29 protein-coding genes are annotated in these 26,751 nt (G+C 33.6%); 22 read left to right on the top strand and 7 right to left on the bottom strand.

Annotated elements, in window-relative coordinates; translation table 11 throughout:
* Positions 1-55: 55 nt before the first annotated feature.
* Genes glp through moaA form a run of 6 tightly spaced genes read left to right on the top strand, consistent with a single transcriptional unit; the run spans position 56 to position 4,110 of the window.
* Positions 56-1,315, top strand: coding sequence for a gephyrin-like molybdotransferase Glp (gene glp, locus ACJTHF_RS09035; RefSeq protein WP_084755788.1), 1,260 nt, complete (start codon positions 56-58; stop codon positions 1,313-1,315).
* Complete coding sequence (mobB, locus tag ACJTHF_RS09030) at positions 1,312-1,770, top strand: molybdopterin-guanine dinucleotide biosynthesis protein B (RefSeq protein ID WP_407812614.1); 459 nt, start codon at positions 1,312-1,314, stop codon at positions 1,768-1,770. The genes glp and mobB overlap by 4 nt, the downstream gene beginning before the upstream one ends.
* A gap of 8 nt (positions 1,771-1,778) precedes the next feature.
* A complete protein-coding gene (locus ACJTHF_RS09025) occupies positions 1,779-2,228 on the top strand; it encodes a molybdenum cofactor biosynthesis protein MoaE (RefSeq protein WP_058591222.1) in 450 nt (149 codons plus the stop codon).
* Positions 2,228-2,461 (top strand): molybdopterin converting factor subunit 1, encoded by a 234-nt coding sequence (moaD, locus tag ACJTHF_RS09020; protein ID WP_048541098.1) that lies wholly within the window; start codon positions 2,228-2,230, stop codon positions 2,459-2,461. The genes ACJTHF_RS09025 and moaD overlap by 1 nt, the downstream gene beginning before the upstream one ends.
* Positions 2,462-2,468: 7 nt before the next feature.
* Positions 2,469-3,059, top strand: coding sequence for a molybdenum cofactor guanylyltransferase MobA (gene mobA / locus ACJTHF_RS09015; protein ID WP_048541095.1), 591 nt, complete (start codon positions 2,469-2,471; stop codon positions 3,057-3,059).
* A 28-nt stretch (positions 3,060-3,087) separates the two neighbouring features.
* Positions 3,088-4,110 (top strand): GTP 3',8-cyclase MoaA, encoded by a 1,023-nt coding sequence (gene moaA, locus ACJTHF_RS09010; protein ID WP_058611887.1) that lies wholly within the window; start codon positions 3,088-3,090, stop codon positions 4,108-4,110.
* Positions 4,111-4,251: 141 nt separating this feature from the next.
* Here moaA and ACJTHF_RS09005 read toward each other — a convergent pair whose 3' ends face one another.
* On the bottom strand, positions 4,252-5,292 hold the full coding sequence (locus ACJTHF_RS09005; protein ID WP_058591157.1) for an SDR family oxidoreductase: 1,041 nt from the start codon (positions 5,290-5,292) through the stop codon (positions 4,252-4,254).
* Positions 5,293-5,441: 149 nt separating this feature from the next.
* Here ACJTHF_RS09005 and ACJTHF_RS09000 point away from each other — a divergent pair, with 149 nt between their 5' ends.
* From ACJTHF_RS09000 to ACJTHF_RS08980, 5 genes are all read left to right on the top strand, one after another.
* Positions 5,442-6,644 (top strand): multidrug effflux MFS transporter, encoded by a 1,203-nt coding sequence (locus ACJTHF_RS09000; protein WP_058591156.1) that lies wholly within the window; start codon positions 5,442-5,444, stop codon positions 6,642-6,644.
* Between the two features lie 17 nt (positions 6,645-6,661).
* Complete coding sequence (locus ACJTHF_RS08995) at positions 6,662-7,429, top strand: VOC family protein (RefSeq protein ID WP_158258761.1); 768 nt, start codon at positions 6,662-6,664, stop codon at positions 7,427-7,429.
* Between the two features lie 366 nt (positions 7,430-7,795).
* Positions 7,796-9,046: a lipid II:glycine glycyltransferase FemX gene (locus ACJTHF_RS08990; protein WP_232157286.1), complete on the top strand. Its 1,251-nt coding sequence runs from the start codon at positions 7,796-7,798 to the stop codon at positions 9,044-9,046.
* Between the two features lie 125 nt (positions 9,047-9,171).
* Positions 9,172-12,336, top strand: a complete 3,165-nt coding sequence (locus ACJTHF_RS08985; RefSeq protein WP_325878670.1) for an efflux RND transporter permease subunit — start codon at positions 9,172-9,174, stop codon at positions 12,334-12,336.
* A 268-nt stretch (positions 12,337-12,604) separates the two neighbouring features.
* On the top strand, positions 12,605-13,765 hold the full coding sequence (locus tag ACJTHF_RS08980) for an aminotransferase class I/II-fold pyridoxal phosphate-dependent enzyme (RefSeq protein ID WP_232157264.1): 1,161 nt from the start codon (positions 12,605-12,607) through the stop codon (positions 13,763-13,765).
* A 68-nt stretch (positions 13,766-13,833) separates the two neighbouring features.
* Here the strand turns inward: ACJTHF_RS08980 and mspA are convergent, their stop codons facing one another.
* Together mspA and ACJTHF_RS08970 are read right to left on the bottom strand one after the other, a co-directional pair.
* A complete protein-coding gene (mspA, locus tag ACJTHF_RS08975) occupies positions 13,834-14,160 on the bottom strand; it encodes a membrane stabilizing protein MspA (RefSeq protein ID WP_241489712.1) in 327 nt (108 codons plus the stop codon).
* A gap of 9 nt (positions 14,161-14,169) precedes the next feature.
* Positions 14,170-14,337: an SE1832 family protein gene (locus tag ACJTHF_RS08970; protein WP_232157262.1), complete on the bottom strand. Its 168-nt coding sequence runs from the start codon at positions 14,335-14,337 to the stop codon at positions 14,170-14,172.
* Positions 14,338-14,382: 45 nt separating this feature from the next.
* Between ACJTHF_RS08970 and ybaK the strand changes: the two genes are divergently transcribed.
* Positions 14,383-14,865, top strand: a complete 483-nt coding sequence (ybaK, locus tag ACJTHF_RS08965) for a Cys-tRNA(Pro) deacylase (RefSeq protein WP_171992046.1) — start codon at positions 14,383-14,385, stop codon at positions 14,863-14,865.
* Positions 14,866-14,969: 104 nt separating this feature from the next.
* Positions 14,970-15,881, top strand: a complete 912-nt coding sequence (locus ACJTHF_RS08960; RefSeq protein ID WP_058591151.1) for an AEC family transporter — start codon at positions 14,970-14,972, stop codon at positions 15,879-15,881.
* A 53-nt stretch (positions 15,882-15,934) separates the two neighbouring features.
* Here the strand turns inward: ACJTHF_RS08960 and ACJTHF_RS08955 are convergent, their stop codons facing one another.
* From ACJTHF_RS08955 to ACJTHF_RS08945, 3 genes are all read right to left on the bottom strand, one after another.
* A complete protein-coding gene (locus ACJTHF_RS08955) occupies positions 15,935-16,720 on the bottom strand; it encodes a glucose 1-dehydrogenase (RefSeq protein WP_058591150.1) in 786 nt (261 codons plus the stop codon).
* Positions 16,721-16,750: 30 nt separating this feature from the next.
* Positions 16,751-17,608, bottom strand: a complete 858-nt coding sequence (locus ACJTHF_RS08950) for a GRP family sugar transporter (RefSeq protein ID WP_232157260.1) — start codon at positions 17,606-17,608, stop codon at positions 16,751-16,753.
* Positions 17,609-17,770: 162 nt separating this feature from the next.
* Positions 17,771-18,643 (bottom strand): GNAT family N-acetyltransferase, encoded by an 873-nt coding sequence (locus ACJTHF_RS08945; RefSeq protein WP_084755799.1) that lies wholly within the window; start codon positions 18,641-18,643, stop codon positions 17,771-17,773.
* Positions 18,644-18,785: 142 nt separating this feature from the next.
* Between ACJTHF_RS08945 and ACJTHF_RS08940 the strand changes: the two genes are divergently transcribed.
* Both ACJTHF_RS08940 and ACJTHF_RS08935 read left to right on the top strand, forming a co-directional pair.
* Positions 18,786-20,921 (top strand): DNA topoisomerase III, encoded by a 2,136-nt coding sequence (locus ACJTHF_RS08940; RefSeq protein WP_232157258.1) that lies wholly within the window; start codon positions 18,786-18,788, stop codon positions 20,919-20,921.
* 224 nt (positions 20,922-21,145) lie between these two features.
* Complete coding sequence (locus ACJTHF_RS08935) at positions 21,146-22,480, top strand: NCS2 family permease (RefSeq protein ID WP_025906798.1); 1,335 nt, start codon at positions 21,146-21,148, stop codon at positions 22,478-22,480.
* 54 nt (positions 22,481-22,534) lie between these two features.
* Here the strand turns inward: ACJTHF_RS08935 and ACJTHF_RS08930 are convergent, their stop codons facing one another.
* Positions 22,535-22,903: a hypothetical protein gene (locus ACJTHF_RS08930; RefSeq protein WP_048541070.1), complete on the bottom strand. Its 369-nt coding sequence runs from the start codon at positions 22,901-22,903 to the stop codon at positions 22,535-22,537.
* A gap of 316 nt (positions 22,904-23,219) precedes the next feature.
* Between ACJTHF_RS08930 and rpsJ the strand changes: the two genes are divergently transcribed.
* The 7 genes from rpsJ to rplV all read left to right on the top strand — a co-directional run bounded on the left by rpsJ (position 23,220) and on the right by rplV (position 26,743).
* Positions 23,220-23,528, top strand: a complete 309-nt coding sequence (rpsJ, locus tag ACJTHF_RS08925; protein WP_016998799.1) for a 30S ribosomal protein S10 — start codon at positions 23,220-23,222, stop codon at positions 23,526-23,528.
* 31 nt (positions 23,529-23,559) lie between these two features.
* On the top strand, positions 23,560-24,222 hold the full coding sequence (gene rplC, locus ACJTHF_RS08920; RefSeq protein ID WP_025906796.1) for a 50S ribosomal protein L3: 663 nt from the start codon (positions 23,560-23,562) through the stop codon (positions 24,220-24,222).
* 29 nt (positions 24,223-24,251) lie between these two features.
* Complete coding sequence (rplD, locus tag ACJTHF_RS08915) at positions 24,252-24,875, top strand: 50S ribosomal protein L4 (RefSeq protein ID WP_025906795.1); 624 nt, start codon at positions 24,252-24,254, stop codon at positions 24,873-24,875.
* The gene (gene rplW / locus ACJTHF_RS08910) at positions 24,875-25,153 is read left to right on the top strand and encodes a 50S ribosomal protein L23 (protein WP_025906794.1); all 279 of its coding nucleotides are present in this window, start codon (positions 24,875-24,877) and stop codon (positions 25,151-25,153) included. Before rplD ends, rplW begins: the two co-directional genes overlap by 1 nt.
* A 31-nt stretch (positions 25,154-25,184) precedes the next feature.
* Positions 25,185-26,018 carry a 50S ribosomal protein L2 gene (gene rplB, locus ACJTHF_RS08905; RefSeq protein WP_025906793.1) on the top strand — a complete coding sequence of 278 codons (834 nt, stop codon included), beginning with the start codon at positions 25,185-25,187 and terminating at the stop codon, positions 26,016-26,018.
* A gap of 64 nt (positions 26,019-26,082) precedes the next feature.
* Positions 26,083-26,361 (top strand): 30S ribosomal protein S19, encoded by a 279-nt coding sequence (gene rpsS, locus ACJTHF_RS08900; RefSeq protein WP_025906792.1) that lies wholly within the window; start codon positions 26,083-26,085, stop codon positions 26,359-26,361.
* A 25-nt stretch (positions 26,362-26,386) separates the two neighbouring features.
* A complete protein-coding gene (gene rplV, locus ACJTHF_RS08895; RefSeq protein WP_025906791.1) occupies positions 26,387-26,743 on the top strand; it encodes a 50S ribosomal protein L22 in 357 nt (118 codons plus the stop codon).
* The last annotated feature ends 8 nt before the right edge of the window (positions 26,744-26,751 follow it).

Genomic DNA, 26,751 nt, shown 5'->3' with positions numbered 1-26,751 from the left:
TTCTAAAGATATTATAACATGTAAGTTTAAATAAATTGATAGGGAGTGTAGACAATTGACAGTTGAAATGAGAACACCTATACCAGTAAAAGAAGCAATTGAACGTGTTATTAAAGTAGTAAAGCAGTTAGAGACAGAAACAGTATTAATAAATGAAAGTTTAAACTATATACTTGCTGAAGATATTCAAGCAACTTACGATATTCCTCGATTTGATAAATCACCTTACGATGGGTTTGCAATTAAAAGCGCTGATTCTAAAGGGGCATCAGGAGATAATAGAATATCATTTAAAGTTGTAGATCATATCGGTGCTGGAACAGCTTCAAATGTGACTTTAAATAGCGGAGAAGCGGTACGTATTATGACTGGCGCACCTATACCTGAAGGTGCAGATGCAGTTGTAATGTTTGAACAAACAGTGGAAACAGAAACAGGATTTACCATTCGTAAACCATTTACGGAAGGTGAAAATGTCGCGTTTCAAGGAGAAGAATGTAAAGAAAATGAATACGTCTTACATAAAGGTCAACGTATTAATAGTGGAGTTATTGCAGTGTTGGCAACATTTGGCTACGAAACTGTTAAAGTATCCAAGAAGCCAACCGTTGCAGTCATAGCAACAGGTAGCGAGTTAGTAGGACCAAATGAGCCATTAGAACCAGGAAAGATTAGAAATTCAAATGGTCCTATGATTGAATCGTTATGTAAAGAAGTTGATATCGAAGCTACTACATACAAAATTCAAGAAGATAACTTACAAGGTTGCATTGATATTGTTGAAAAAGCAATGTCACAACATGATATCGTGATTACAACTGGTGGCGTATCAGTAGGAGACTTCGACTATTTACCTAAAGTGTATGATGCAATTGGTGCAACAGTGCTCTTTAATAAAGTTCAAATGAGACCTGGTAGCGTAACAACGGTTGCTTACAAAAGTGAGAAGTTGTTGTTTGGTTTATCGGGTAATCCATCAGCTTGTTACTCAGGATTTCATTTGTTTACTAAGCCAACAATTCTAAAAATGATGTCTGCAGATGCTATATACCCAGTTATAATAGACGCGAAGTTGAATGAAGACTTTAAAAAAGCTAACCCATTTACGAGATTTATTAGAGGTAAATTATCATTCACTTCACAAGGTGTTTATGCTGAACCATCAGGGTTTAATAAATCAAATGCAGTCGTCGCGATTGCTAAAAGTAATGGCATGATTATATTACCTGGTGGAACAAGAGGTTATCAAAAAGACGACGATGTTAAAGTTCTATTAACAGACCATCAGTCATATGAAAGTCAATTAACACTATGAAGATATTACAAATAGTTGGCTATAAAAATAGTGGTAAAACAACATTAATAAATGAATTAATTAAAAAATGTCGCAGTCAGCAATTAACAGTATCTACAATTAAACATCATGGGCACGGTGCAGACGAAATTTCTTTAAATCATAAAGAGGTAGACAGTTTAACGTTTATAAATAGCGGTGCTAAAGAAAGTATCGTATTGGGTAAACAGTTAATAGAGAGAGTAACTTTTGAGGAGAAGTCATTACAGCAAATAATAGATGAAGATTTGTCTATTGAGCCTGATGTACTACTAATTGAAGGATTTAAGCATGATCATTTTCCAAAAGTACTTTTAACGAAGCAATCTCAAGATTTGGAACAAACGCTACAAAATATTGTATATCAGTTTGATGCGTTTAATCTTGAAGAAAATAAAGACTTTAAAGTTTGGGTTGAAAATTGGTTGAAAAAGTAGGTGTTGAAGTGAAACAATTTGAAATCGTCAATGATCCAATAAATCCTGAACAATACAGAAATTGGACACTCAATGAAAAGCAAGGTGCAGTTGTTGTGTTTACAGGACATGTCAGAGAATGGACAAAAGGCATTAAAACGGAGTACTTAGCTTATGAGGCTTACATCCCAATGGCAGAGAAGAAATTAGCTCAAATAGGTGATGAAATTAAAGAAAAATGGCCAGGTACAATAGTTGCAATTGCACATAGAGTTGGTGAATTACAAATATCAGATATAGCTGTTGTCATCAGTGTATCTTCACCGCATAGACAAGATGCTTATAAGGCGAATGAATATGCAATTGAAAGGATTAAAGAAATCGTACCAATCTGGAAAAAAGAAATATGGGAAGATGGGGAAGAATGGCAAGGCAGTCAAAAACAGTACCATTCTTCTATTCAAATGGAGGGTAAATAATGAAAGTATTGTATTTTGCTCATTTAAAAGAAATAATAAACATAAATGAAGAGCAAATAACTCTTAACCAAGACTACTCTGTGTTAAACTTTAAGCAATATTTAGTTGAGAAGCATCCAGAGTTAAAGGATGAAACTTTTCAAGTTGCTGTAAATGAGGAATTCGTGCAAGATTCAAGTGTTATAACAGACCAAGATGTTGTTGCATTGATTCCACCAGTTAGTGGAGGGTAAAGAGAAAATGATAGCAATAGTTCTAGCTGGCGGTAAGTCCAGTAGATTTGGTTCACCAAAAGCGTTAGCGACAATTAATGGAGAAGTTTTTTATGAAAAAATCATTCAAACTTTAAATCAAACGAATTTATTTGAAAAAGTTGTGATTAGTACGAGTGAAGAATTGAAAGATTCATTCAATCACCATGATGTTGTCGTAGATTTATCAAAGTACAAAAATAATGGTCCTTTAGGTGGGATATATAGCGTGATGCAAAAACATGATTCGGAATGTTATTTTGTGATTGCTTGCGATACACCTAAAATTACCGAAAAAGCGATTAGTCATTTGTATCAATTTTTTATTTCGCGTGTAATGGAAGAACAGCTAGATATTGCTGGATACGAAGCAAATGGTAAAAAAATGCCGACGTTAGCATTTTATAGTCATCGTGTCGAAGCGGACATTAAAGAAGCGTTAGACCATGAAGCCTTTAGAATGAAAGAAATATACGAAAAGAAACCTTCACAATGGTTAGATGTATCAAATGTGAAAGATTCAACTAATTGGTACCAAAACATAAATTACATTGAAGATTTAGAAAAAGCAGAGTCTTAACGATTGTATAGGTAGAGGGGGCGTTACGATGCATCAACCTATCAAAGATAAATTAGGAAGACCAATTAGAGATTTAAGAATATCCGTTACCGACCGATGTAATTTTCGCTGTGATTACTGTATGCCAAAAGAAATTTTTGGAGATGATTACGTCTTCTTACCTAAAGAAGAATTGTTGAGTTTTGAAGAAATTACGAGATTATCTAAGTTATACAGCTCACTTGGTGTAAAGAAAATTAGAATTACAGGCGGAGAGCCGCTTCTAAGACGAAATCTATATGAGCTTGTAGAAGCTTTGAACAAAATAGAAGGTATTGAAGACATCGGACTAACAACAAATGGTATGTTGTTAAAAAAACATGGATTGAATTTATACAATGCAGGACTACGTAGAGTGAATGTAAGTATAGATGCAATGGATGATGAATTATTTAAATCGATTAATAATCGCCAAATATCCGCTTCTCAAATACTCGATCAAATAGATTATGCAGTGAGCATAGGTTTAAAAGTTAAAGTGAATGTCGTAATCCAAAAAGGGGTGAACGACCAAGAAATACTACCACTTGTTGAGCATTTTAAAGAGAAAAACATTATCGTAAGATTTATAGAATTTATGGATGTAGGTAATGATAATGGGTGGAATTTTGATAAAGTCGTCACTAAGAAAGAAATGTTAAATATCATTTCTTCAGCCTATGATGTAGAACCAGTAGAAGCCAATTATTTTGGAGAAGTTGCAACATACTATCGCCATAAAGATAACGGCGCACAATTTGGTTTGATCACGAGTGTATCAGCATCGTTTTGTTCATCATGTACACGAGCAAGAATTTCATCTGATGGTAAATTTTATGGTTGCTTATTTGCTGAAAAGAATGGCTATGATATAAAATCAGAGCTAAGAAGCGGTAAGACGGACGAAGAATTATTAACTATATTAAAGTATTTATGGAATATAAGAGATGACAGATACTCAGATGAACGAACAGCAGCTACTGTAGCTAGACGAAAGAAAAATAAAATTAATATGAACTATATAGGTGGTTAGATTAAAAGTTAGGGACAGAATTCTGAGAAATGTCTCTAAATGAGCGCCCATCTAACTACCACAATTCGAAATAGTGGAAGTTACAGCATTCTAATACAACTAAAACAAGCTAGGACAAAACGATTGTCCTAGCTTGTTTTACTATTTCATAAAATATTTTCCGATAATCATATCCAATGTTTCTTTTGAAAGTACGAGTGTCTGTTCGTTTGCTTTTTTGAGCATTTCTTCAGTATTCTCATCATTAAATTTGATAGATTTAGAGAAGTAAGGTGCAAATACATCGATAAAACTATTCAGTACTCTTTCTTCATCTGTTATTGTGTTTATCTCAATCATTGGAGCAACTTCTAATTGATGGAAGTCTAGATGTTTCTTAATTGTCGCAAATATAAAGTCATTTGATGGTGGATTCTGATTGGTTGCGTGATAAATTTTATGATTTTCTGCATAATCACATGCTACTGTAAGTACTTGTACAACATAATCAACTGGTACGAAATTCGACGTATGACTTGCATCTCCAAATAGTCTATATATTGCATGATCTTTCTTTTTTTCTACACGTCTTTTGAAGACTTTTAATGCTTTCATAAAGCCATACAATGTGAAGTTTGAATCAGCTTCTCCTGTTACGGAATCACCTATTATAATAGCTGGACGTATGATTGAAGTTGCCATTGTTTCTCTTTGCATCACGATATGTTCAGCTTTAATTTTAGTCGCTTCATATGGATTATTTGTTGGTGAATCGATTGAATGCAGTACTTCATTACCACGCTCTTGCTCACCAACTGTATAGGCTGTTGATACATATAAAAAATGCTTTGTTTGTATATGTTCTGCTAAATCCAAAGCATGTTGTGTGCCGATATAATTGATTTGATAAAGATCATCTGCAAGTTCGAAATTAAATTTGACGAGTGCAGCTAAATGATAAAATTTATCTATTTGAGGTATCGTTTCAATATCACTTTCAGACACACCACATAATACTTCTGTAATGTCTCCATTAATAAAGTGAATTCTTGAATGATACGATGGATTTAATTTATTGAGCAATTGATCTTTCTTCTGCTCACTCCTGTATAATACATAAAATTGCTTTTGTGCATCTTTTGCAAGTGAGTGTATTAACTCTGCACCTACAAATCCCGTAGCACCTGTTAAAAAAATGTTCATGTTTCCACTCCGATTCTAAGTTTCTGACTATATTTTGAATGATGACTATCTGAAAGTAAAGTATTTTAATAAGTGTTCACATATAACATTGCTATTTGAAAATTGTTAAGCAATAATATTAGGTAATAGATATAAAAGGAGCGTATTTCATGAACGAACAAAAGATGGCTAAGCCTTCATTATTTTTAATCGTGATTCTCGGTTTATTAACCGCATTTGGACCATTTTCAATAGATATGTATTTACCAGCATTACCAGAAATTAGTCGTGATTTTGATACAACAACGTCAAACACGCAATTAACGCTCACACTCTTTATGGTTGGTTTAGCAGTTGGACAAGTATTTGTCGGGCCACTATCTGACTTTATAGGGCGTAAGCGACCACTCATGGTTGCATTAATTGTTTATACAGTTGCTTCAATATTATGCGTATTTGCACCTAATATCTACGTCATGATGGCATTACGATTTGTACAAGGTTTTACTGGTGGGGCAGGCGCAGTTATTTCCCGGGCAATTTCCAGTGATTTATATAAAGGTAAAGCTTTAACGAAATTCTTAGCGATATTAATGCTTGTTAATGGTGTTGCGCCTATTTTAGCACCTGTATTGGGTGGTATTATATTATCATTTTCAACTTGGAAAGTGGTCTTTATTTTACTAACGATATTCGGTTTTATTATGTTTAGTTTATCTTCATTAAAATTAACTGAATCATTACCAGAAGCAGAACGTTCATCAGGTAGAATCAGTGAAGTGCTAACAGACTTTAAAAATTTACTAAAAAGTCCAAAATTTTTAATGCCTTTATTTATACAAGGATGTACATACGCATTGTTATTTAGTTACATATCCGCTTCATCATTCATAACGCAATCTGTCTATCATATTTCACCATTAGCTTTTAGTTGTATGTTTGCTTTTAATGGTTTTGGATTAATATTATCAGGTCAAATTATTAATAAATTAGTCGACTATTATGACGAACATGTACTTATGCGTTTATTCGGAATGATTCAAATTATAGGTGTGATTATCGTTTCAATCACATTGATGAATGGCTTATCCATTTGGATATTAATGATCGGATTCTTCATACTCGTTAGTCCAGTATCTGCAATTGGTACGACTGGTTTTTCTATTGCGATGGCTAACAATAAAGGTGGCGCTGGAAGTGCGGCAAGTTTATTAGGACTATCTCAATTTCTATTCGGTGGTATCGTTTCACCGTTAGTGGGTATAAAAGGAGAACACGAAGTATATCCATATGTCCTTACGATTATTATCGTTTCAATATTGCTGATTATTTTATTCTTCATTAATAGTAAAGTGTTTAAAAGAGCAGCTTAAAAGTAGGAGGTATGTACATGAATTTAAAATTTGATCATATTATTCATTACGTAGACGGTATAGAATCAATTGAATTTCCACATCAATATATTCAAGCCATCCAAGGTGGTAAACATACACAATTAGGAACGTACAATCAATTAAGTTATATAGATTTACATTATATAGAGTGGATTGATGTCTTTGATGCAGCTTTAGCGCGTTCATATGCTCAAACGGAAGAAGGTAGATTAAGCTTTGCGAATACGTTTAAAGATGAGCATGTACAAGAAGGATTTAAAAGGATCTGCCTTAGAACACAAAATATCGATAGCGTTAAGACTCATCTAGAGCAATTTGATTTAGATATTGTAGGTCCAATTGAAATGTCGAGAACGAAACCGGACGGCACAACGATACAATGGCAATTACTATATTTAGATGATAAGCAAGATTTAAATTTACCATTCATCATTCAGTGGGGCGAAAGTGATGAAGAAAGAGAAGCTTCATTAGAAGATAATTTTCATTATAACTTATCAATTGATGAAGTGACGATTCAAGTCGGTAATCTTCAAGAATCTAGTCAAAATTGGCAATCATGGTATGGATTGAAAGAGATTGAGAAAAGCGAAGATGATGTTAAGTTAGGCTTTAAAGAAGATGATGTTGTCATTAAACTTATAGAGGATGCAGAAGAGAAATACACTACATTATCACTCTCATCAACAAATATAAAAAAAGACACGCGCATTTTATATAAAGGCGCGTGTTACGAATTCAAAGCTAATTCGCATAAACATTGAGATAGACACTTTGAATAATAATACTTAAATGCGCGAGTGCAATCAAGGCGCTTATAATGGCTATAAATAATATAGATTTGCGTGCGTTCTCGAGAATAAAGACGATGCTTAGTAGCAAGGTGAAGGCAACAGTTATGATACGATAGCTTAAATAATTAATCGTGCTATCAAAATTTAGACTGACCGCAATCAGTATGATATTTATAATAATAAAAAGCGTTAGAACAAGTTGTCTCATATATTTCAATCCTAACTGTATGTTTTATATGACAAGTATAACAAATATTGGTCTTTTGCGTGAAATTATAGTACGTTTCATTGTATAATTAAAAGACGAATTGATAAAAAGGAGATTTATAAATGACGATAAAGAAAATGAATATCACTCATGAGCAACATGATGAATTTGTAAAGCAACATCCAAATGGTGATATGTTGCAACTTACAAAGTGGGCAGAATCCAAAAAGCTTACAGGTTGGTATTCTCGTCGTATAGCAGTGGGCGATGGTGAAAAAATAACAGGTGTAGCACAACTTTTATTTAAGAAAGTGCCAAAGCTACCATATACATTATGTTACATATCTAGAGGTTTTGTTGTTGATTATAAAGACGAAACATCTGTTAAAGTACTTTTTGAATTATCTAAAGAAATCGCACGTAATGAGAAAAGTTATGCCATTAAAATTGACCCAGATATAGAAGTAAATCAATCTGAAGGTGTTCTTGAATATTTAACTTCATTAGGATTTGAACATAAAGGTTTTGAAGATGGATTAAGTAAGAAATATATCCAACCTAGAATGACGATGATCACAAAAATCGATCAACCTGAAGAAGACTTAATGCAAAGCTTTGATAAACGAAACCGTTCACGTGTAAGAAACTCTTTAAAAAGAGGTACTGAATTAGTCATTGGTAACCGTGACGACTTGAAAATCTTTGCGAAAATCATGGAAGAAACAGGCGAGAGAGATAATTTCTTAACAAGAGATGTTTCATACTTTGAGAATATTTATGATCATTTACATCCAGATGGGGATTGTGAATTATTCTTAGTCAAAGTCGTGCCAGATACAGTCTTAAAAGACTTATTTAAAGAACGTGATTCACTATTAGAAGAAAAAGAAAAATTAGCAAATAGAAGACAAACTAAGAAAGTCGTTAATCAGTTAAATGATGCTGATGAAAAACTAGGTAACTTTGAAAAACGTATTCAAGAAATGGAAGAATTAAAAAGTAAAAAACCAGATGGCGTGTATTTATCTGGCGGTATCTTAATCTTCTCAGGTAAGAAATCATATTATTTATATGGTGCGTCATCAAATGAATATCGTGAATTTTTACCGAATCACCGCATGATTATTGAAATGATGCGCTTTGCTAAAGAGAAAGGCGCTACTAAGTTCGACTTCGGTGGTACGGATAATAACCCTGACCAAGACCATGAACATTATGGATTATGGGCATTCAAGAGAGTTTGGGGCACTTATTTAAGTGAGAAAATCGGTGAATTTGATTATGTATTAAATAAACCACTTTATACTGCAATCGAGAAAGTAAAACCGGCAGTAGTCACATATAAAAGAAAAATCGAAAAGAAAATCAAAAGAAACTAGACATAAGATTAAGGCACTAAAACTTTAAATTATTAAAATTTTAGTGCTTTCTTTATGTATAAGGTTTGTTTCAACATTAAATTATTATACAATTACTTACAAATCATAAATTAGGGGGAAATTGAGTGGTTCAAAAAATGATTAAGTTCTCGCTGAATAATAAATTTGCTATTTTGCTTATGACGATTATTATTTTGCTTGGCGGCATATATTCAGCGTTCAAAATGAAACTAGAGTTATTACCGGATGTTACAACTCCTGTTATTACTATTACGACACCATATCCTGGTGCAACACCTGAAAGTGTACTAGAAAATGTAACAGAACCAGTTGAAAAAGAAGTTCAAAATCTAGAAGGCGTACAAAATGTTACAAGTCAGTCTTTAGAAAATGCTTCAGCAATTACATTAGAATATACATATCAAACAGACATGGATGAAGCTGAGACTGAATTAAGAAAGAAATTAGAAGCGTTAGATTTACCTGACGGAGTTCAAGACCCAGATATGAGTAGAATGTCTATGTATTCATTCCCAGTTGTGAGTTATTCAATATCTGATAAAGATGATAATCTTGAAAAAGTAACAAAACAAATGCAATCAGATTTAATACCTAAACTTGAAAAAGTAGACGGCGTTCAAAATGTATCATTGTCTGGTCAAACGTTAGAAGAAGTAAATTTAGAATTTGACCAAAATGAATTAACGAAACGTGGTATGAGTGAGGATGAAGTGCTTCAATATATCGACGGTGCTACGAAAGAATCACCTTTAGGTTTATATACATTTGGTGATAATTTGAAATCAATTGTCGTAGATGGAAGATTTACTTCAATTAAAGCGCTGAAAGACTTAGAAATACCTATGACAGGTGGTGCTTCAAGTGGTGGTCAACAAAGTGCTGCAAGTCAATCACAACAAGGCCAGCAAGCACAACAAGCTCAAGAAGGCTCCGAATCAAATGATAGCAGTGCATCTCAAAGTATCCCATCTGTAAAATTATCTGATATCGCAGATGTTAAACAAGAGAAGAAACGAGATTCAATTTCTAAGACAAACGGTAAAGATGCTTTAGCTCTTCAAGTAACGAAATCTACAGATGCCAATTTAGTAGATGTCGTTGATAATGTAGACAAAGAACTCGAAGCTTATAAGAAAGATCATAAAAACATAGAATCTGTGCAATTGATGGAAACAGCATCAACAATTAAAGACTCAGTATCGACGATGGTTGAGAAAGCTTTAATCGGTTCTATCGTTGCAGTTATTATCATTATGTTCTTCTTAAGAGATATTAAATCAACTATTATCGCGATGGTATCTATTCCAATGTCATTATTAATGGCACTCATTGGTCTAAAAGCGATGGATGTTTCATTAAATATCTTGACTTTAGGGGCATTAACAGTCGCAATTGGACGTGTTATTGATGACTCCATTGTTGTAATAGAGAATATTTATCGACGTATGTCGGATAAAGGTGAAGAACTGAAAGGTAGTAAACTGATTACAAGTGCGACGAAAGAAATGTTTATACCAATCATGTCTTCAACAATCGTTACAATTGTCGTATTCTTACCGTTAGCTTTTGTAACTGGACAAATTGGAGAAATGTTTAGACCATTTGCTTTAGCAGTCGCATTTAGCTTATTAGCTTCACTACTTATAGCATTAACAATTGTGCCAGTACTTTCACACATTTTCTTTAGAAATGGTATTAAGAAAGCTAAAAAAGAAAGAGGACATTGGTTAGCGAATAAATACAAAGGCATTTTAAAATGGAATTTAAATCATAAATGGCTCGTTATCGTACTAAGTATTGTGCTTGTTATCGCAAGTATTGCACTTGTATTCACGCCTTATATTGGTAAATCATTTATCGATACAGGCGAAGATAAAATGTTAGCACTGACTTATAAACCTTCACCAGGTGAAAAAGAAGATCAAGTTGTTAAAAACGGTGAACAAGCTGAGAAATATTTATCAAAAGATAAAAACGTAGATTTTGTTCAATACAGCGTAGGCGGAGAAAATCCATTTAATCCTTCTGCCAAAAATGACATGGCTTTAATGGTTAAATACGATAAAGATACACCTAACTGGGATAATGTCGGTAAAGAAGTTATGGACCATATCGGTAAATTCAATCATAAAGGTGAATGGAAACAACAAGATTTCTCTACTGGTGGTACAGCGAACGAAGTATCTGTAAAAGTATCAGGTCCATCAACTGACGCAATAGAAGGTACAGTTAAAGATGTAGAGAAAGAAATGAAGAAAGTTAAAGGTGTAGAAAATGTAAGTTCGAACCTTTCTAAATCTTATGAGCAATACGATGTGAAAGTTGATCAAAATAAAGCGAGCAAATTAGGACTTTCTGCAGGTCAAATTGCTATGACGCTTAATCAAACAACACAAGAAAAAGTTGTTACTAAATTAAATGATGATGGTAAATCTATCGATGTTAAACTGACTAAAAAAGAAAAAACAGATTGGTCAGAGAAGAAATTAGAAGATACTAAGATTACATCTCCATTAGGTAAAGATGTGAAACTAAGTGATATTGCGACATTGAAGAAAACAACTTCACCAGATACAATCACAAGAGAAAATGACAAAATTTCTGTTTCTGTAGATGCTAAAATCACTGCAGACGATGTTGCGAAAGTGACAACAGATGTTAATCAAAGAGTTTCTAAAATTGATACACCAACAGATGTTGAATTGAATGTTGGCGGTACAAACGACGACATCAACGAAGCAATAGAACAATTGTTGCTGGCGATGGGCGCAGCAATTCTAATCGTATATTTAGTAATCGTATTAACATTCAAAGGTGGATTAGCACCATTTGCAATATTATTCTCATTACCAGTATCTATCATTGGTGTAATTGCAGGACTGTTAATTACACAAGAAACAATATCCGTACCAAGCATGATAGGTATGTTAATGTTGATTGGTATTGTTGTAACGAATGCGATTGTATTAATAGATAGAGTGATTAATATGGAAGAAGCGGGCATGACTACAAGAGAAGCATTAATAGAAGCAGCAGGCACGCGTTTAAGACCTATCTTAATGACAGCTATTGCGACAATCGGGGCATTAGTACCACTATTATTTGGTGGAGGAAGTTCTGTCCTTATTTCTAAAGCATTAGCAATTACAGTAATAGGAGGATTAATTTCTTCAACGATATTAACACTATTAGTTGTGCCAATTTCATATGAAATCATTATGAAATTTAAACGAGCAATATTTAAAAGACCAAAAGAACGTATAGAATAGATGTTTAACCCCTCCATGTCAGTGAGACAAGGAGGGGCTTTTTGTATGTTGTATATATATTGGTGTTGTTAGTAACAAAAGTCGTGGGAATTGTAACTAAGGCAGCCTATCCTAATATAAGCATCCAGAATAACAATTCCAAACGCCTACTATGATTTATTTCTTAGTAATTTAATAAGAAAATACTTGTTCGTGTTTCATACTTTGATAAAATATATTCATATACAAAAAAATAGTCTGAAGAATTTTATTTCGAGGAGTCGTTATTGTGCCAATATCAAAACTATTATCAGAGATACCAGACAGTTACTTTGGAAAGACAATGGGTCGTAAGGTTGAACATGGTCCGTTACCGTTAATTAATATGGCGGTCGGTGTCCCAGATGGCGAGACGCCAAAGGTTATCGTAGATGAATTTATAAATGCCATACAAAAGCAAGAAAATCAGAAATATGGTGCTTTTCATGGTAAAGATACGTTTAAACAAGCGATTGTAGATTTTTATAAGAGACAATATGATGTGGATTTAGATAAAGAAGAGGAAGTTTGTATTTTATATGGTACAAAAAATGGTTTGGTAGGTTTACCGATCTGTGTCGTAGAACCTAAAGACTATGTGTTATTACCGAATCCAGGCTATACAGATTATTTAGCAGGTGTTCTACTTGCTCGTGCTAAGCCATATTCTTTAGAATTAGCGCCTGAACATCAATACTTACCACAGTGGGATGAGATAGAACCTGAAATCTTAGATAAGACAAAATTAATTTACTTAACTTATCCAAATAATCCAACTGGATCTGTTGCAAATACTGAATTTTTTGATGAAACGATTGCTAAATTTAAAGATACGAAAACAAATATTATACATGACTTTGCATATAGTGCTTTTGGATTTGATCAGAAGAATCCAAGTATTCTCCAATCGGAAGGTGCTAAAGAAACAGCTGTAGAAATATTTTCCTTATCGAAAGGGTATAACATGTCTGGATACAGGGTAGGCTTTGCAGTCGGTAACAAAGAAATGATTGCTGCTTTAAAGAAATATCAAACGCACACACATGCCGGTATGTTTGGTGCATTACAAGATGCGAGTACTGTCGCATTAAATGAATGCGATGATTTTCTTATTAAACAAAATGAAATATTTAAGACGAGAAGAGATCAATTTGATGCGTCATTAAGAGAAGTAGGTATACCATTTGAGCCAATGAAAGGTGGTATATTCCTTTGGTTACAAACACCTCCAGAATATGATGGAGAAGCATTTGTAGAATATTTATTACAAGAGGTGTCTATTTTAGTCGCACCAGGTATACCGTTTGGCGATAATGGTCAAAATTACGTTAGAATCTCATTAGCGTTAAGTGATGATGAACTATTGGATGGTGCTAAGAGGTTACAAGGTCTAGCTCACTTATACAAATAAAAAGAGCTGAGAAAAATGATTCTCAGCTTTTTCACATAAATGAGCTTTTGATGATATGCTTTAGGGTATTAAAACACTATAAATAATAAAAACGCAAATATGATTAATATAAAGATCGACATATAATTGAGTAGTTGAATCGCTTTTTGGTCTTTAATACGATATTTAAATGCTGTGATTTCAACATTGATAACGAGACAAACCAATACAGCTAATATCCACCAAGTTTGCATTGCAAAACTAAATACAATACTGCCTAAAAAGACAATAAGCATAAGCCCCATTATAAATCTTAAAGCTTGCGTAAGCATCGTATGTAGTTGGTATATACTTAAGTAACTAATAATAAGATAAATAATGGTAAATAATAAAAGTATGAGAATTAACATAGTCATATCCTTTCGTTAATCTTGATCAAGTTGAGCGCGAACTTTACTGATTTCTTCTTCGATTTTGATAAGTTGTTTTTCAAGTAAGTCGGTTGCTTGACCAGTAGATTCTCTCTTTTCTAGGTCATTTTGTATACGTATGTAATCATATTTAAGTTCAGAAAGATGTTGGTTTAAATCCATTTTAAACACTCCTTTTTATAAAATAGCTATGAAGTAGGTGATAAATTGAAAAAAGTAAAAACCAATGCTATGCGCATCTTAGATCAATATAATATATTTTATCATACTCATGAATTTAAAATAGGAAAAGATCATTTAGATGGTCATGAAGTTGCGCAATTAATTCAGAAACCAGAACATCAAGTGTATAAGACGCTTGTATTAACAAATGGGAATCGTGAATATTTCGTTTTTGTTATTCCAGTCGTTGAACATCTTGATATGAAAAAAGCTAGTAAAGCTGTTGGTCAGAAAAAATTAGAACTCTTACCACTTGATCAACTCACCAAAGTTACAGGGTATGTCAGAGGTGGTTGTTCTCCAATTGGTATGAAAAAAACATATCAAACCGTAATTGATATCAATGCAGAACCATTAACTACGTTTATCGTAAGTGCAGGTAAACGTGGTTATCAAATTGAACTTGATCCAGCAGATTTAGCCAAAGTTATTGATGTAAGATTTGATGATATTATTAAATATAACTAAACTAATTTTAGTATAATTTATTAATATTTCAAACAAAAAGTGTGCATAGAAGTTAAACTGTTGTTAATATAGATAAATGTGAGTTTAATGAGAGAAGTGATAAAGTGACAGAAAAATTTATAATGATTATTTTATTAATTGCTTTAGGATACGTTCTAAAGAAGCTTAAATTCTTTAAAGCTTCTGATGGTAATGTACTTGCAACACTTGTACTAAATGTTACTTTGCCTTCATTAGTGATTGTAAATTTAAATGGATCTGATTTAGATTTATCTTTAGGATGGCTACCTATATTAATGCTATTATACGGCATTATAGCAAAGCTACTAATCATATGGTTATTCAAGAAAAAATATAATAATCAAATAAGAGGTACTGTTGGCATGATGGCCGCTTCAGTTAATATTGGACTGTTTGCATATCCATTAGTCGCACAAATTTGGCCTAAAAATGGTTTATTATACTTTGGTATGTTAGACATTGGTACAGCTATCATTATGTTTGGTGTAACTTATTTTGTTGGTAGTTACTTCAATGATGGTGGCGATCAGTTTGACTTTAAACGAATGGGTTTAAATTTATTAAAGACCGTACCACTTATGACATATATGATTATGTTTATCTTAAATATAATGAGCATTAAAGTACCTGATAAAGCGATAGATTTCTTTGGAATTATTGCAAATGCCAATATGCCATTATCCATGATCTTATTAGGTTTATTCTTGAATTTTAAAATCGAAAAAGCATACTTACCAATTGTTGTTAAATACTTAGCATTTCATTATGGCTTTGGTTTATTAATGGGCTTAATTGTTCATTTCTTCTTACCTGTTGATGATCCAATGATCAAAACGACGTTACTTATTGGTTGGTTATTACCTATAGGTGTTTCAGTATTGTCTTATGCTATTACATTTAAATATAAGACCTTACCTATAGTCGGCATGGCTACTAATTTAAGTATTGTCATATCAATCGTCATATTATATGTATATCAATTTTTCTTTGTTTAATTAAACATTAAAAAAGCGTTTGGATTTCGCATCCAAACGCTTTTTGTTATATATTAACCTTTACCACCCATGAAAGCAGGGTAGTTTGTCATTCCGCCATCAACATATATTGTTGTACCGTGAATGTAACTTGCTTGTTCTGAAGCTAGGAATGCATTAATATTTGCAACTTGATCCGCTTCACCAATTTCATGTAATGGAATCATTTCTAATGTTTCTTCACGTGTTGCAGGGTCAGAGAATTTTTCGCGAGTATGTTCTGTAACAATAGCCCCTGGAGAAACATTATTAATTCTTATACCATTTTTACCGTATTCCATAGATAAAGTTTCCATCATCAATTTTAAGCCGCCTTTACTTGCTGCGTAATTGACGTAGTTTGGCCAAGGAATAACATCGTGCACACTTGCAGTATTGATGATTTGACCTTTAATATCATGCTCTAAGTAGTAATTAATGACTTCTCTACTACCAATAAAAGCACCTGTTAAGTTGATATCGATAACTTTAGACCATTCTTCTAAACTCATTTCATGAGATGGAATTGGTTTTTCGAAACCAGCATTATTGATCAACACATCTATACGACCAAATGTTTCATGTGTTTGTTGAATCAAGTTTTTGATATCTGCTTCTACTGAAACGTCTGCTTTAATAGCAACCGCGTCAGCACCAGAATTTTTAATAGATTGAACGATTTTTTCAGCTTCTTCAACGTGACCTAAATATCCAATGACAACTTTTGATCCTTCTTTACCAAATCGTTCAGCAGTTGCTTTACCAATACCACTGCTACCTCCAGTGACAATCACAACTTTATCTTTTAAATCTTCATACATATTAAACACTCCTATTTTTATATATTGAGTTTACCCTTTAGCTGCACCAATAATAAATGCGGCAATAATGATTAACACGATACCTATCCAAATAAATGTCATTTGACGTTTTGTTTTTTGTTCACCTAATAGGTAAATACCACCTAGAGTAGAAACGATTACTAACATTTGTGAAAATGAAAAGCTCGTTCCGACACCAACTTTTGGTTGTGAAATGAATAGGAACATATTACCTAATGCCCATACAATCCCTGGCAATAAGTTGAGTGACGTATGTTTAACAGTAGGTTTATGTTTGAATGATAAAATGATACCACCAATTACCATACCTATAGATTGTGGAAATAGCGCATCCCAACCTTCAACATCGAATACTTGGCCGATTACAACGTATACGACATAACCGACTGTAGATATGAGTAATATTGGAATAGCTTTACCAAGCTTTTTAGTATTTCCGCTATTGCCAGAACCTTTTTTCTGAACAGATGTAAATATAACACCGATAATTAGTAACACTAAACCTGATAGGCCAAGTGCAACTTGCGTACCTGTTGACCATTCTCCTAAAAATGCAGCACTGAATAATGTTGTTCCAAGTAATTGTAAGCCTGTAGATATAGGCATCGTAATTGAAACCCCAATTAAGTCTACACTTCTAAGTTGAAATCCTTGTCCAAGTGCCCAGAAAGCACCAGAAATCATACCGATAATAACTGTAGTGAATGTAAAGTGTACATCACCAAAGAAGAATAAACATAAACCGATGATGAAAGCCCCGATTGTTGTACCTAAGATTTGGTTATAAGGACCTCCACCAACTTTAACATTGATTAATACGACGCTTCCCCAGAACAATGCTGGTAATAGGGCTATAAGGTATTCCATACACAAGACTCGCTTTCTCTATTTATTTGCATTATTTAAACTACCCAAGTATTATACGCCCGAAACTTTTTTAATGTAAAACATATAGCTCACAATGTAATTTTACTATTAAAAATAGACCCATGAATGTTCAATAAGCATTCGTGGGTCTTAGTTTAAATGTTAAACATCGTATGGTCTAACATATTTGAAATGATGTGTTTCATTGACGATGTGGAAACCGACTTTTTCATATAATAATTGTATTTGTTCATGTTTTTTACTATCTACATAGATACGAACTGTTTCGACATCTTGATGATTAAATGCTTCTGTCGTCGCGAAATGAATCATTTGAAAAGCAATGCCTTGTTTTCTGTAATCATGGTGAGAAGCTAAATTAGGAATTGTGGCTAATTTCTCAGGTATATCTATGGATAGATATATGTAGCCTTTAACGAGCCCTTCAGCTATATATAAATAAAGCGCATGATTATCATCTAGTGAGTCTATTATATCGTCAGCACTGATATCACTATGTTTGAAACTATTGGAATGTAATTTATTAAATGCATAGTAATATGGTTTGCTGTACGGCGTCATTTGGTGTTTCTTATCAATTGGTAAAGGTGGTTGTTGAATTTCTAACGTATATTGCGTTTCTACATATCCCGCATGTAGTCTCTTCAGTTTACTGTTATTTAAAATGTGATCTTTATGTAGTGAAATGTGACAATATTTAATGTTTGGATGATCGTTTAAAAGTGTTTCCCATATTTCTTTTAACGCGCTTAACGTTTCTTCACTTGTATCATTAACGATTGGTCCCCATACATTTGCAGTTTCATCATCTACGCTTTCAAATCCTAATATCCCGATAATTGTGTCATGATCTTCTATATAGTAGAAGGTATTCTCATCAAATTTATGGCTTAAGTCATTCTTTATATCTTCTATTGACTGGGGTATATGTGTCACGTAGTTTGTTTCTTGCCTATTTTTTTCGTGTAAATAAGAAGCAATCGAATCGATTTCTTTAAGAGGCAGTATTTGCATGATAGTCACTCCTTTAATATTCAACGATTATTTTATTCCATTATACGATTAATCGAAAATTTATAAAAGTTTTTCATGCCTTTAGAACACTTTTTATTCATGTTATAATAGTACGAATGTAAAAAAGAATGGGTGAAAAGAAATGAAAGCATTAGTTCTTGCAGAAAAACCTTCAGTAGGTCGTGACATCGCTAAAGCATTAGGTATTCATGATCAGAAAAAAGGTTACTTTGAAAATAAAAATTATATCGTTACTTGGGCATTAGGACATCTTGTAACGAATGCTACGCCTGAAGAATACGACAAAAAATTTAAAGAATGGAATTTAAATGTTTTACCAATTATTCCTGATTATATGAAACATGTTGTAATTAAGAAAACAAGAAGCCAATTTAACACAGTTCAGCATTTGATGAAGCGAGACGATGTGAATTCAATTATTATTGCGACAGATGCTGGTAGAGAAGGAGAACTTGTTGCAAGATTAATTATTGAAAAAGCAAAAGTCAAAAAGCAAATTAAGCGACTATGGATCAGTTCGGTTACTGAAAAAGCAATTAAAGCAGGTTTTCAAAATTTAAAACCTGGTGAAGCATACAACAATTTATATCAAGCAGCATTATGTAGAAGTGAAGCGGATTGGATTGTCGGTATAAACGCGACTAGAGCTTTAACAACGAAATATGACGCGCAATTATCGTGTGGTCGTGTTCAAACACCAACTTTAAATCTTGTACAAATGAGACAACAAGAAATTCAATCATTTAAACCTGAAAAGTATTATCAAATGAATATTGAAGTTGAAGGATATAAATTTAAATGGCTGAGTAAGAGTGGGGATAAAACATTTGATTCTGATTTAATAGAACAAGTTAAACAAAAAGTTCAAAATAAAAAGGGTATTATCCAAAATATTTCGAAGAAGAAAAAAACAAAGTACCCTCAAAAGTTATACGATCTTACAAGTTTGCAACAAACAGCGTATCAACGATATAAAATGAGTGCGAAAGAAACGTTGAATACAATGCAAGCATTGTACGAACAGCATAAAGTACTGACTTATCCTAGAACAGATTCTAACTACTTAACAGATGATATGGTTTCATCTCTGAAAGAACGAGTATCATCATTAAGTGCTACGCCACTTAAATCTCATGCTGTACCATTGCTTAAGAAACCAATTAAAGCGGGTAAACATTTTGTTGATAATAAAAAAGTATCAGACCATCATGCGATTGTACCAACAGAAGTGAGACCTAACTTTGATCAGTTATCTCCTAGAGAACAAAAAATATATATGATTGTAGCTGAGAGATTTTTAGAAGTATTATTACCACCATATCAATATGAAGAAACAACTGTGACATTAACATGTGAAGGAGAAACTTTTAAACTGACACAAGAAGTAGCAGTTGAATTAGGCTTTAAGGAATTATATGAAGAAAAGACGCATGTAAAAGTTTTACCTTTTGAAGAACAACAGCACGTGAATATACAAAAAGTGAATGTCGTTAGTAAAGATACAGAACCACCTGCATACTTCAATGAAGGAACTTTACTTAAAGCGATGGAATCACCACATCATTTCTTTAAACTTAAAGATAAGAAATTGGCTCAAACTTTAAATGAAACAGGTGGTATCGGAACAGTTGCAACTAGAGCAGATATCATTGAGAAGTTATATAGTTCTAATGTTATAGAATCGGTACAAGGTAAAATTAAGATTACGCCAAAAGGTAAACAATTATTAAACTTAGCACCTGAACAACTGACATCACCAGAATTAACAGCAGATTGGGAAATGAAGTTAACTCAAATCGAAAAAGGAAATTATTCTAAAAATAAATTCATGGATGAAATGAGAAACTTCACGAGAGAAATCATCACAGATATTAAAGAAAGTGATGACAAATTCAAGCATGATAATATCACAACGACTGAGTGTCCGACTTGTGGAAAATTTATGCTTAAAGTTAAAACGAAAAATGGTCAAATGCTTGTGTGTCAAGATCCAACATGTAAGACTAAAAAGAATCAACAAAGACAAACGAATGCCAGATGTCCAAACTGTAAGAAAAAACTTACACTCTATGGTACAGGAAAAAAAGCGACTTATAGATGTGTATGTGGTCATACAGAAACACAAGAGCATATGGACGAAAGACTTAAAAATAGAAAATCAGGTAAAATTGGCAAAAAAGAAATGAAGAAATATATGCAAACTGAAGAAGTAGAAAACAATCCATTTAAAGACGCTTTAAAAGGGTTGAAGTTCTAACTTAATCTGAATAAAGGCTGGGACATCATGTGATGTCTCAGTTTTTGTTTATATATTTAATTGAGTTGGCTAGAGGCGTACTGTCACGGATTATAAAGCGTAAAAAGCGAACTATAACACGAACATAAATAAATTAAAATATATAAATGTTCGTAAAAAGTATTGATTTTTGATGTTCCCAGTAATACAATGTACAGTGTTGAAATTAATAAAGGAGTCTTATGATGAAACGTTACTTTAAGTTTGATGAATTGGGAACAAATTATAAAAGAGAAATTCTTGGTGGTTTAACGACATTCTTATCTATGGCATACATATTAGCGGTTAACCCATCAATGTTAAGTTTGGCAAGTGTTGAAAATGTACCTGATTCAATGAGAATGGACCAAGGTTCTGTGTTTGTTGCTACAGCTTTAGCAGCACTAGTTGGTTGTTTATTTATGGGTATCATTGCGAAATACCCGATAGCTTTAGCACCAGGTATGGGATTAAATGCGTTTTTCGCGTTTACAGTTGTGCTAACAATGGGTATTCCATGGCAAACTGGTTTAACAGGCGTGTTATTCTCAGGTGTTATATTTGCAATATTAACGATGAGTGGTTTACGAGAGGTTATTATCAATGCAATACCATTTGAATTAAAGATGGCTGTGTCTGCCGGTATAGGGTTGTTTATTACCTTTGTAGGTTTACAAGGAGCAGGTATTGTTAAAAAAGAAGATTCAACTTTAGTTACACTTGGAACTATGCATAACCCAGAAGTACTATTAGCAGTATTCGGTATTATCATTACAATTATATTAATGGCTAAAAAATTACCAGGAGCAATTTTCATCGGAATGGTCTTAACAGCTATTGCGGGATTAATTACAGGTTTAATTGCAATGCCAGATAGTATAGTAGGGAAAGTACCAAGTGTGTCACCAACATTTGGTGCAGCATTCGAAGCGTTTGGTGATTTATCTACTATATTTAATGTACAATTCTTAATTGTCGTTTTAACTTTCTTATTTATAGATTTCTTTGATACTGCAGGAACGTTAGTTGCGGTTGCAAACCAAGCTGGATTAATGAAAGATAATAAATTACCTAGAGCAGGTAAAGCATTATTCTCTGATTCATTAGCAACAATTGTAGGTGCAATATTTGGTACTTCAACTACAACAAGTTATATAGAATCTAGTGCAGGTGTTGCAGTTGGTGCACGTACAGGGTTCGCAAGCGTTGTAACAGGTATTTGTTTCTTAGCAGCATTATTATTCTCTCCATTAATGGCAGTTGTTACAAGTGCGGTTACAGCACCAGCGCTTGTTATAGTAGGAGTGTTGATGGTTAGTAACTTAGGTAAAATTGATTGGCAAAAATTTGAGATAGCAGTACCAGCTTTCTTAACAATGATTATGATGCCTTTAACATATTCAATTGCAACAGGTATCGCGTGTGGATTTATATTCTACCCAATTACAATGATCGTAGCAAAAAGACATAAAGAAATTCACCCAATTATGTACGGTTTATTCTTCGTCTTTGTCGCTTACTTTGTATTTGTACATGCATAATAAAAAAGCCACGAGATTTCATTTAATGAAGTCTCGTGGCTTTTTATTTATATATTAACTTTTATAAGTAGTCTTGTAATATTTAGATGGGATATATACTGGCGCAATTATAATCGTAAATAAGAAGATGATCATTAATACGACCATTACGATATGTAATAACCAGCCAATAATAGGAATGATTGCAACAAAGCTAGCGATTAGTCCGATTAATGGAATGATAAATATTACTTTAACAGAATTCTGGTTATCTATTAATAGGATGAGAGTCGTAATAAAGTATAACGTTCCATTAAGTACCAAAGCATTATAACCAGTTGAAAGAACGATTCCTCCACCTAGAAAAGGTATGGCTAATAATAACTCAGATACAACTAATATAATAGAAAGAACTAGCAAAACTGATTTGATTCCTCTTTTCATGATTTCACCACCTAGTTAAAATTGCTTGTTATATTATAACATTTAGATTACAAATTATCTATTTAAATTTTACCTATTGAAAAAGAACGCATAATCCGTTATAATACTTGGGTATGTGTTAGATGAAATTAGAAAAAATATATGGTTATCTATTGATTAATAGAAATAAATCATGTATCATATCTAATGTTGGACTTTAAGAAGCGATGAAGCGAGAGGTTACTGACACACCCGGCCGCTTTGCCATGGCGGTGTGTAAGAGAGTTTTCGTGGAGAAGTCTATCACTATAAAGTAGACGAACAAGGAGGGAAAATTATGGCAAAACAAAAAATTCGTATCCGTTTAAAAGCGTATGATCACCGCATGATCGATCAATCAGCAGAGAAAATTGTTGAAACAGCTAAACGTTCAGGAGCTCAAGTGTCTGGTCCGATTCCATTACCAACTGAGAAATCAGTTTATACTGTAATCCGTGCCGTTCATAAGTACAAAGACTCACGTGAACAATTCGAACAACGTACGCATAAACGTTTAATCGACATTCTTAACCCTACACCAAAAACAGTTGATGCTCTTATGGGCTTAAACTTACCATCAGGTGTAGACATCGAAATCAAATTATAATTCATTAAAATAACAGGAGGTGCGACTTTCGATGACCAAAGGAATCTTAGGAAGAAAAATTGGAATGACTCAAGTATTCGCAGAAAACGGTGAATTAATACCAGTTACTGTAGTAGAAGCTAGTCAAAACGTAGTATTACAAACTAAAACTGAAGAAGTAGACGGCTACAACGCTGTTCAAATCGGTTTTGAAGACAAACAAGCATATAAAAAAGATCGTAAATCTAACAAATATGCTACTAAAGCTGCTGAAGGCCATGCTAAAAAAGCAGGTACAGCACCTAAGCGCTTCACTCGTGAATTCAGAAACATTGATGTTTCAGCATACGAGGTAGGTCAAGAAGTCACTGTAGATACTTTCCAAGCAGGAGACATTATTGATGCAACAGGCGTTTCAAAAGGTAAAGGTTTCCAAGGCTCAATTAAACGTCACGGATTCTCTCGTGGACCAATGAGTCACGGTTCTCGTTACCACAGAGGCTCTGGTTCAATGGGTATGGCTTCAGATGCTTCTAAAGTATTTAAAGGTAAAGAATTACCAGGCCGTATGGGCGGAAACACAGTTACTATGCAAAACTTAGAAGTAGTTAAAGTTGATGCAGAAAATAACGTAATTTTAGTTAAAGGTAATGTGCCAGGTCCTAAAAAAGGTTTAGTAAAACTTACAACTTCAATTAAAAAAGGTAATAAATAATTATTTAGGTGAAAGGAGGAAACAACATTATGGCTAATATTGATGTATTAAAAGTAGATGGATCAAAATCAGGTTCTATCGAATTAAATGATAGTGTATTTGGTATCGAACCAAACCAACACGTATTATTCGAAGCAGTCAACTTACAACGTGCTTCATTACGCCAAGGTACTCACGCAGTTAAAAATCGTTCAGCAGTTCGTGGTGGTGGACGTAAACCTTGGAAACAAAAAGGTACAGGTCGTGCTCGTCAAGGTACAATCCGTGCGCCACAATGGCGTGGTGGTGGTATCGTATTCGGTCCTACACCAAGAAGTTATTCTTACAAAATGCCTAAGAAAATGCGTCGTTTAGCATTACGTTCTGCATTATCTTCAAAAGTAAGTGGTAACGAATTAACAGTTTTAGAAGCATTCAACTTTGATGCACCTAAAACAAAAGAATTCAAAAATGTAATGAGCAACTTAGAACTTTCTAAGAAAGTTTTATTCATCGTTGATACTGTAGACAGCAACGTTGAATTATCAGCTCGTAACATTCCAGGTGTTAAAGTTATCGACGCTCAAAGCTTAAACGTATTAGATATCTTAGATTCTAGTAAAGTCGTAATAACTAAAGCAGCAGTGGATAAAGTAGAGGAGGTGCTCGCATAATGGAAGCAAGAGATGTTATTAAGCGCCCCGTAATCACAGAAAAATCTTCATCAGATATGGCTTTAGATAAATACACATTTGATGTAGATACACGTGCAAACAAAACACAAGTAAAAATCGCAATCGAAGAAATTTTCGACGTGAAAGTTGATACAGTAAATATCATGAACGTTAAAGCAAAAGCTAAACGTGTTGGTCGTTACAATGGTTTCACTAACAAACGTCGTAAAGCAATCGTAACTCTAAAAGAAGGTTCTTCAATAGACCTATTTAACTAAAAACAATTACCATTAAGGAGGTAAAACGACAATGGCTCTTAAAAAGTATAAGCCAATTACAAATGGTCGTCGTAATATGACATCTTCAGACTTCGCTGAAATTACATCAACGACTCCTGAAAAGTCTTTATTACAACCGCTTCCGAGAAAAGCGGGACGTAACAACCAAGGTAAATTGACAGTTCGTCACAGAGGTGGCGGTCATAAACGTCAATACCGTGTAATTGATTTCAAACGTAACAAAGATGGAATTCCTGCTAAAGTAGCAACTATCGAGTATGATCCAAACCGTTCAGCTAATATCGCATTATTAGTATACGCAGATGGTGAAAAAAGATATATCATTGCCCCTAAAGGATTAAAAGTAGGACAAGAAGTATTCAATGGTCCAGATGCAGATATCAAAGTAGGTAATGCATTAGCATTAACTGATATCCCAGTTGGTACTACAATTCACAACATCGAATTAAAACCAGGTAAAGGTGGACAATTAGTCCGTTCAGCTGGTACAAGTGCTCAAGTACTTGGTAAAGAAGGTAAATACGTACTAGTTCGTCTTAAATCAGGTGAAGTTCGTATGATTTTATCTACTTGTCGTGCAACAATCGGTCAAGTTGGTAATGAACAACACGAATTAATCACAATTGGTAAAGCTGGTCGTTCTAGATGGATGGGTAAACGTCCTACAGTTCGTGGTTCTGTAATGAACCCTAACGATCACCCACATGGTGGTGGTGAAGGTCGTACACCAATCGGTCTTAAATCACCAATGTCTCCATGGGGCAAACCAACACTTGGTAAGAAAACTCGTAAACAAAACCAACGTTCATCTAAATTTATCGTTCGTGGTCGTAAGAAAAAATAATAATACCTTATTTACGTGTGCGGCTTAGATGCCGCGCGCATTAAATAAGAAGGGAGGCGCCATAATGGCTCGTAGTCTTAAAAAAGGACCTTTCGTTGATGATCATTTAATGAAAAAAGTTGAAGCTCAAAACGAAGGTGAAAAAAAATCAGTTATTAAAACATGGTCTCGTCGTTCAACAGTATTTCCTAACTTCATCGGACATACAATAGCAGTATATGATGGTCGTAAACATGTGCCAGTTTTCATTACTGAAGATATGGTTGGACATAAATTAGGAGAGTTTGCACCTACACGTACTTATAAAGGTCATGCTGCAGACGACAAAAAGACTAAACGCTAATTTCTAAAAAGAGGAGGAAGTCACAATGGAAGCAAAAGCGGTTGCTAGAACAATAAGAATCGCACCTCGTAAAGTGAGATTAGTTTTAGATCTTATTAGAGGTAAAGAAGTGGCAGAAGCAATTGCCATCTTAAAATTAACAAACAAAGCAACATCACCTGTTGTTGAAAAATTATTAATGTCAGCATTAGCAAATGCAGAACATAACTATGATTTAAATCCTGACACATTAGTAGTAAAAGAAGCTTACGCTAATGAAGGACCTACATTGAAACGTTTCCGTCCACGTGCACAAGGTCGTGCAAGTGCGATTAACAAACGTACTAGCCATATTACAATCGTAGTTGGCGAAAAAGAAGCTAAAGAAGTTAAAGAAGCATAATTAACTAA

Origin of the sequence: Mammaliicoccus sp. RAM2, from assembly GCF_045897195.1 — a bacterium.
GTDB classification, from domain to species: Bacteria; Bacillota; Bacilli; order Staphylococcales; family Staphylococcaceae; genus Mammaliicoccus; species Mammaliicoccus sciuri.
The sequence above is the reverse complement of the archived record's forward strand: the minus strand, read 5'-3'. Positions and strand labels throughout refer to the sequence as shown.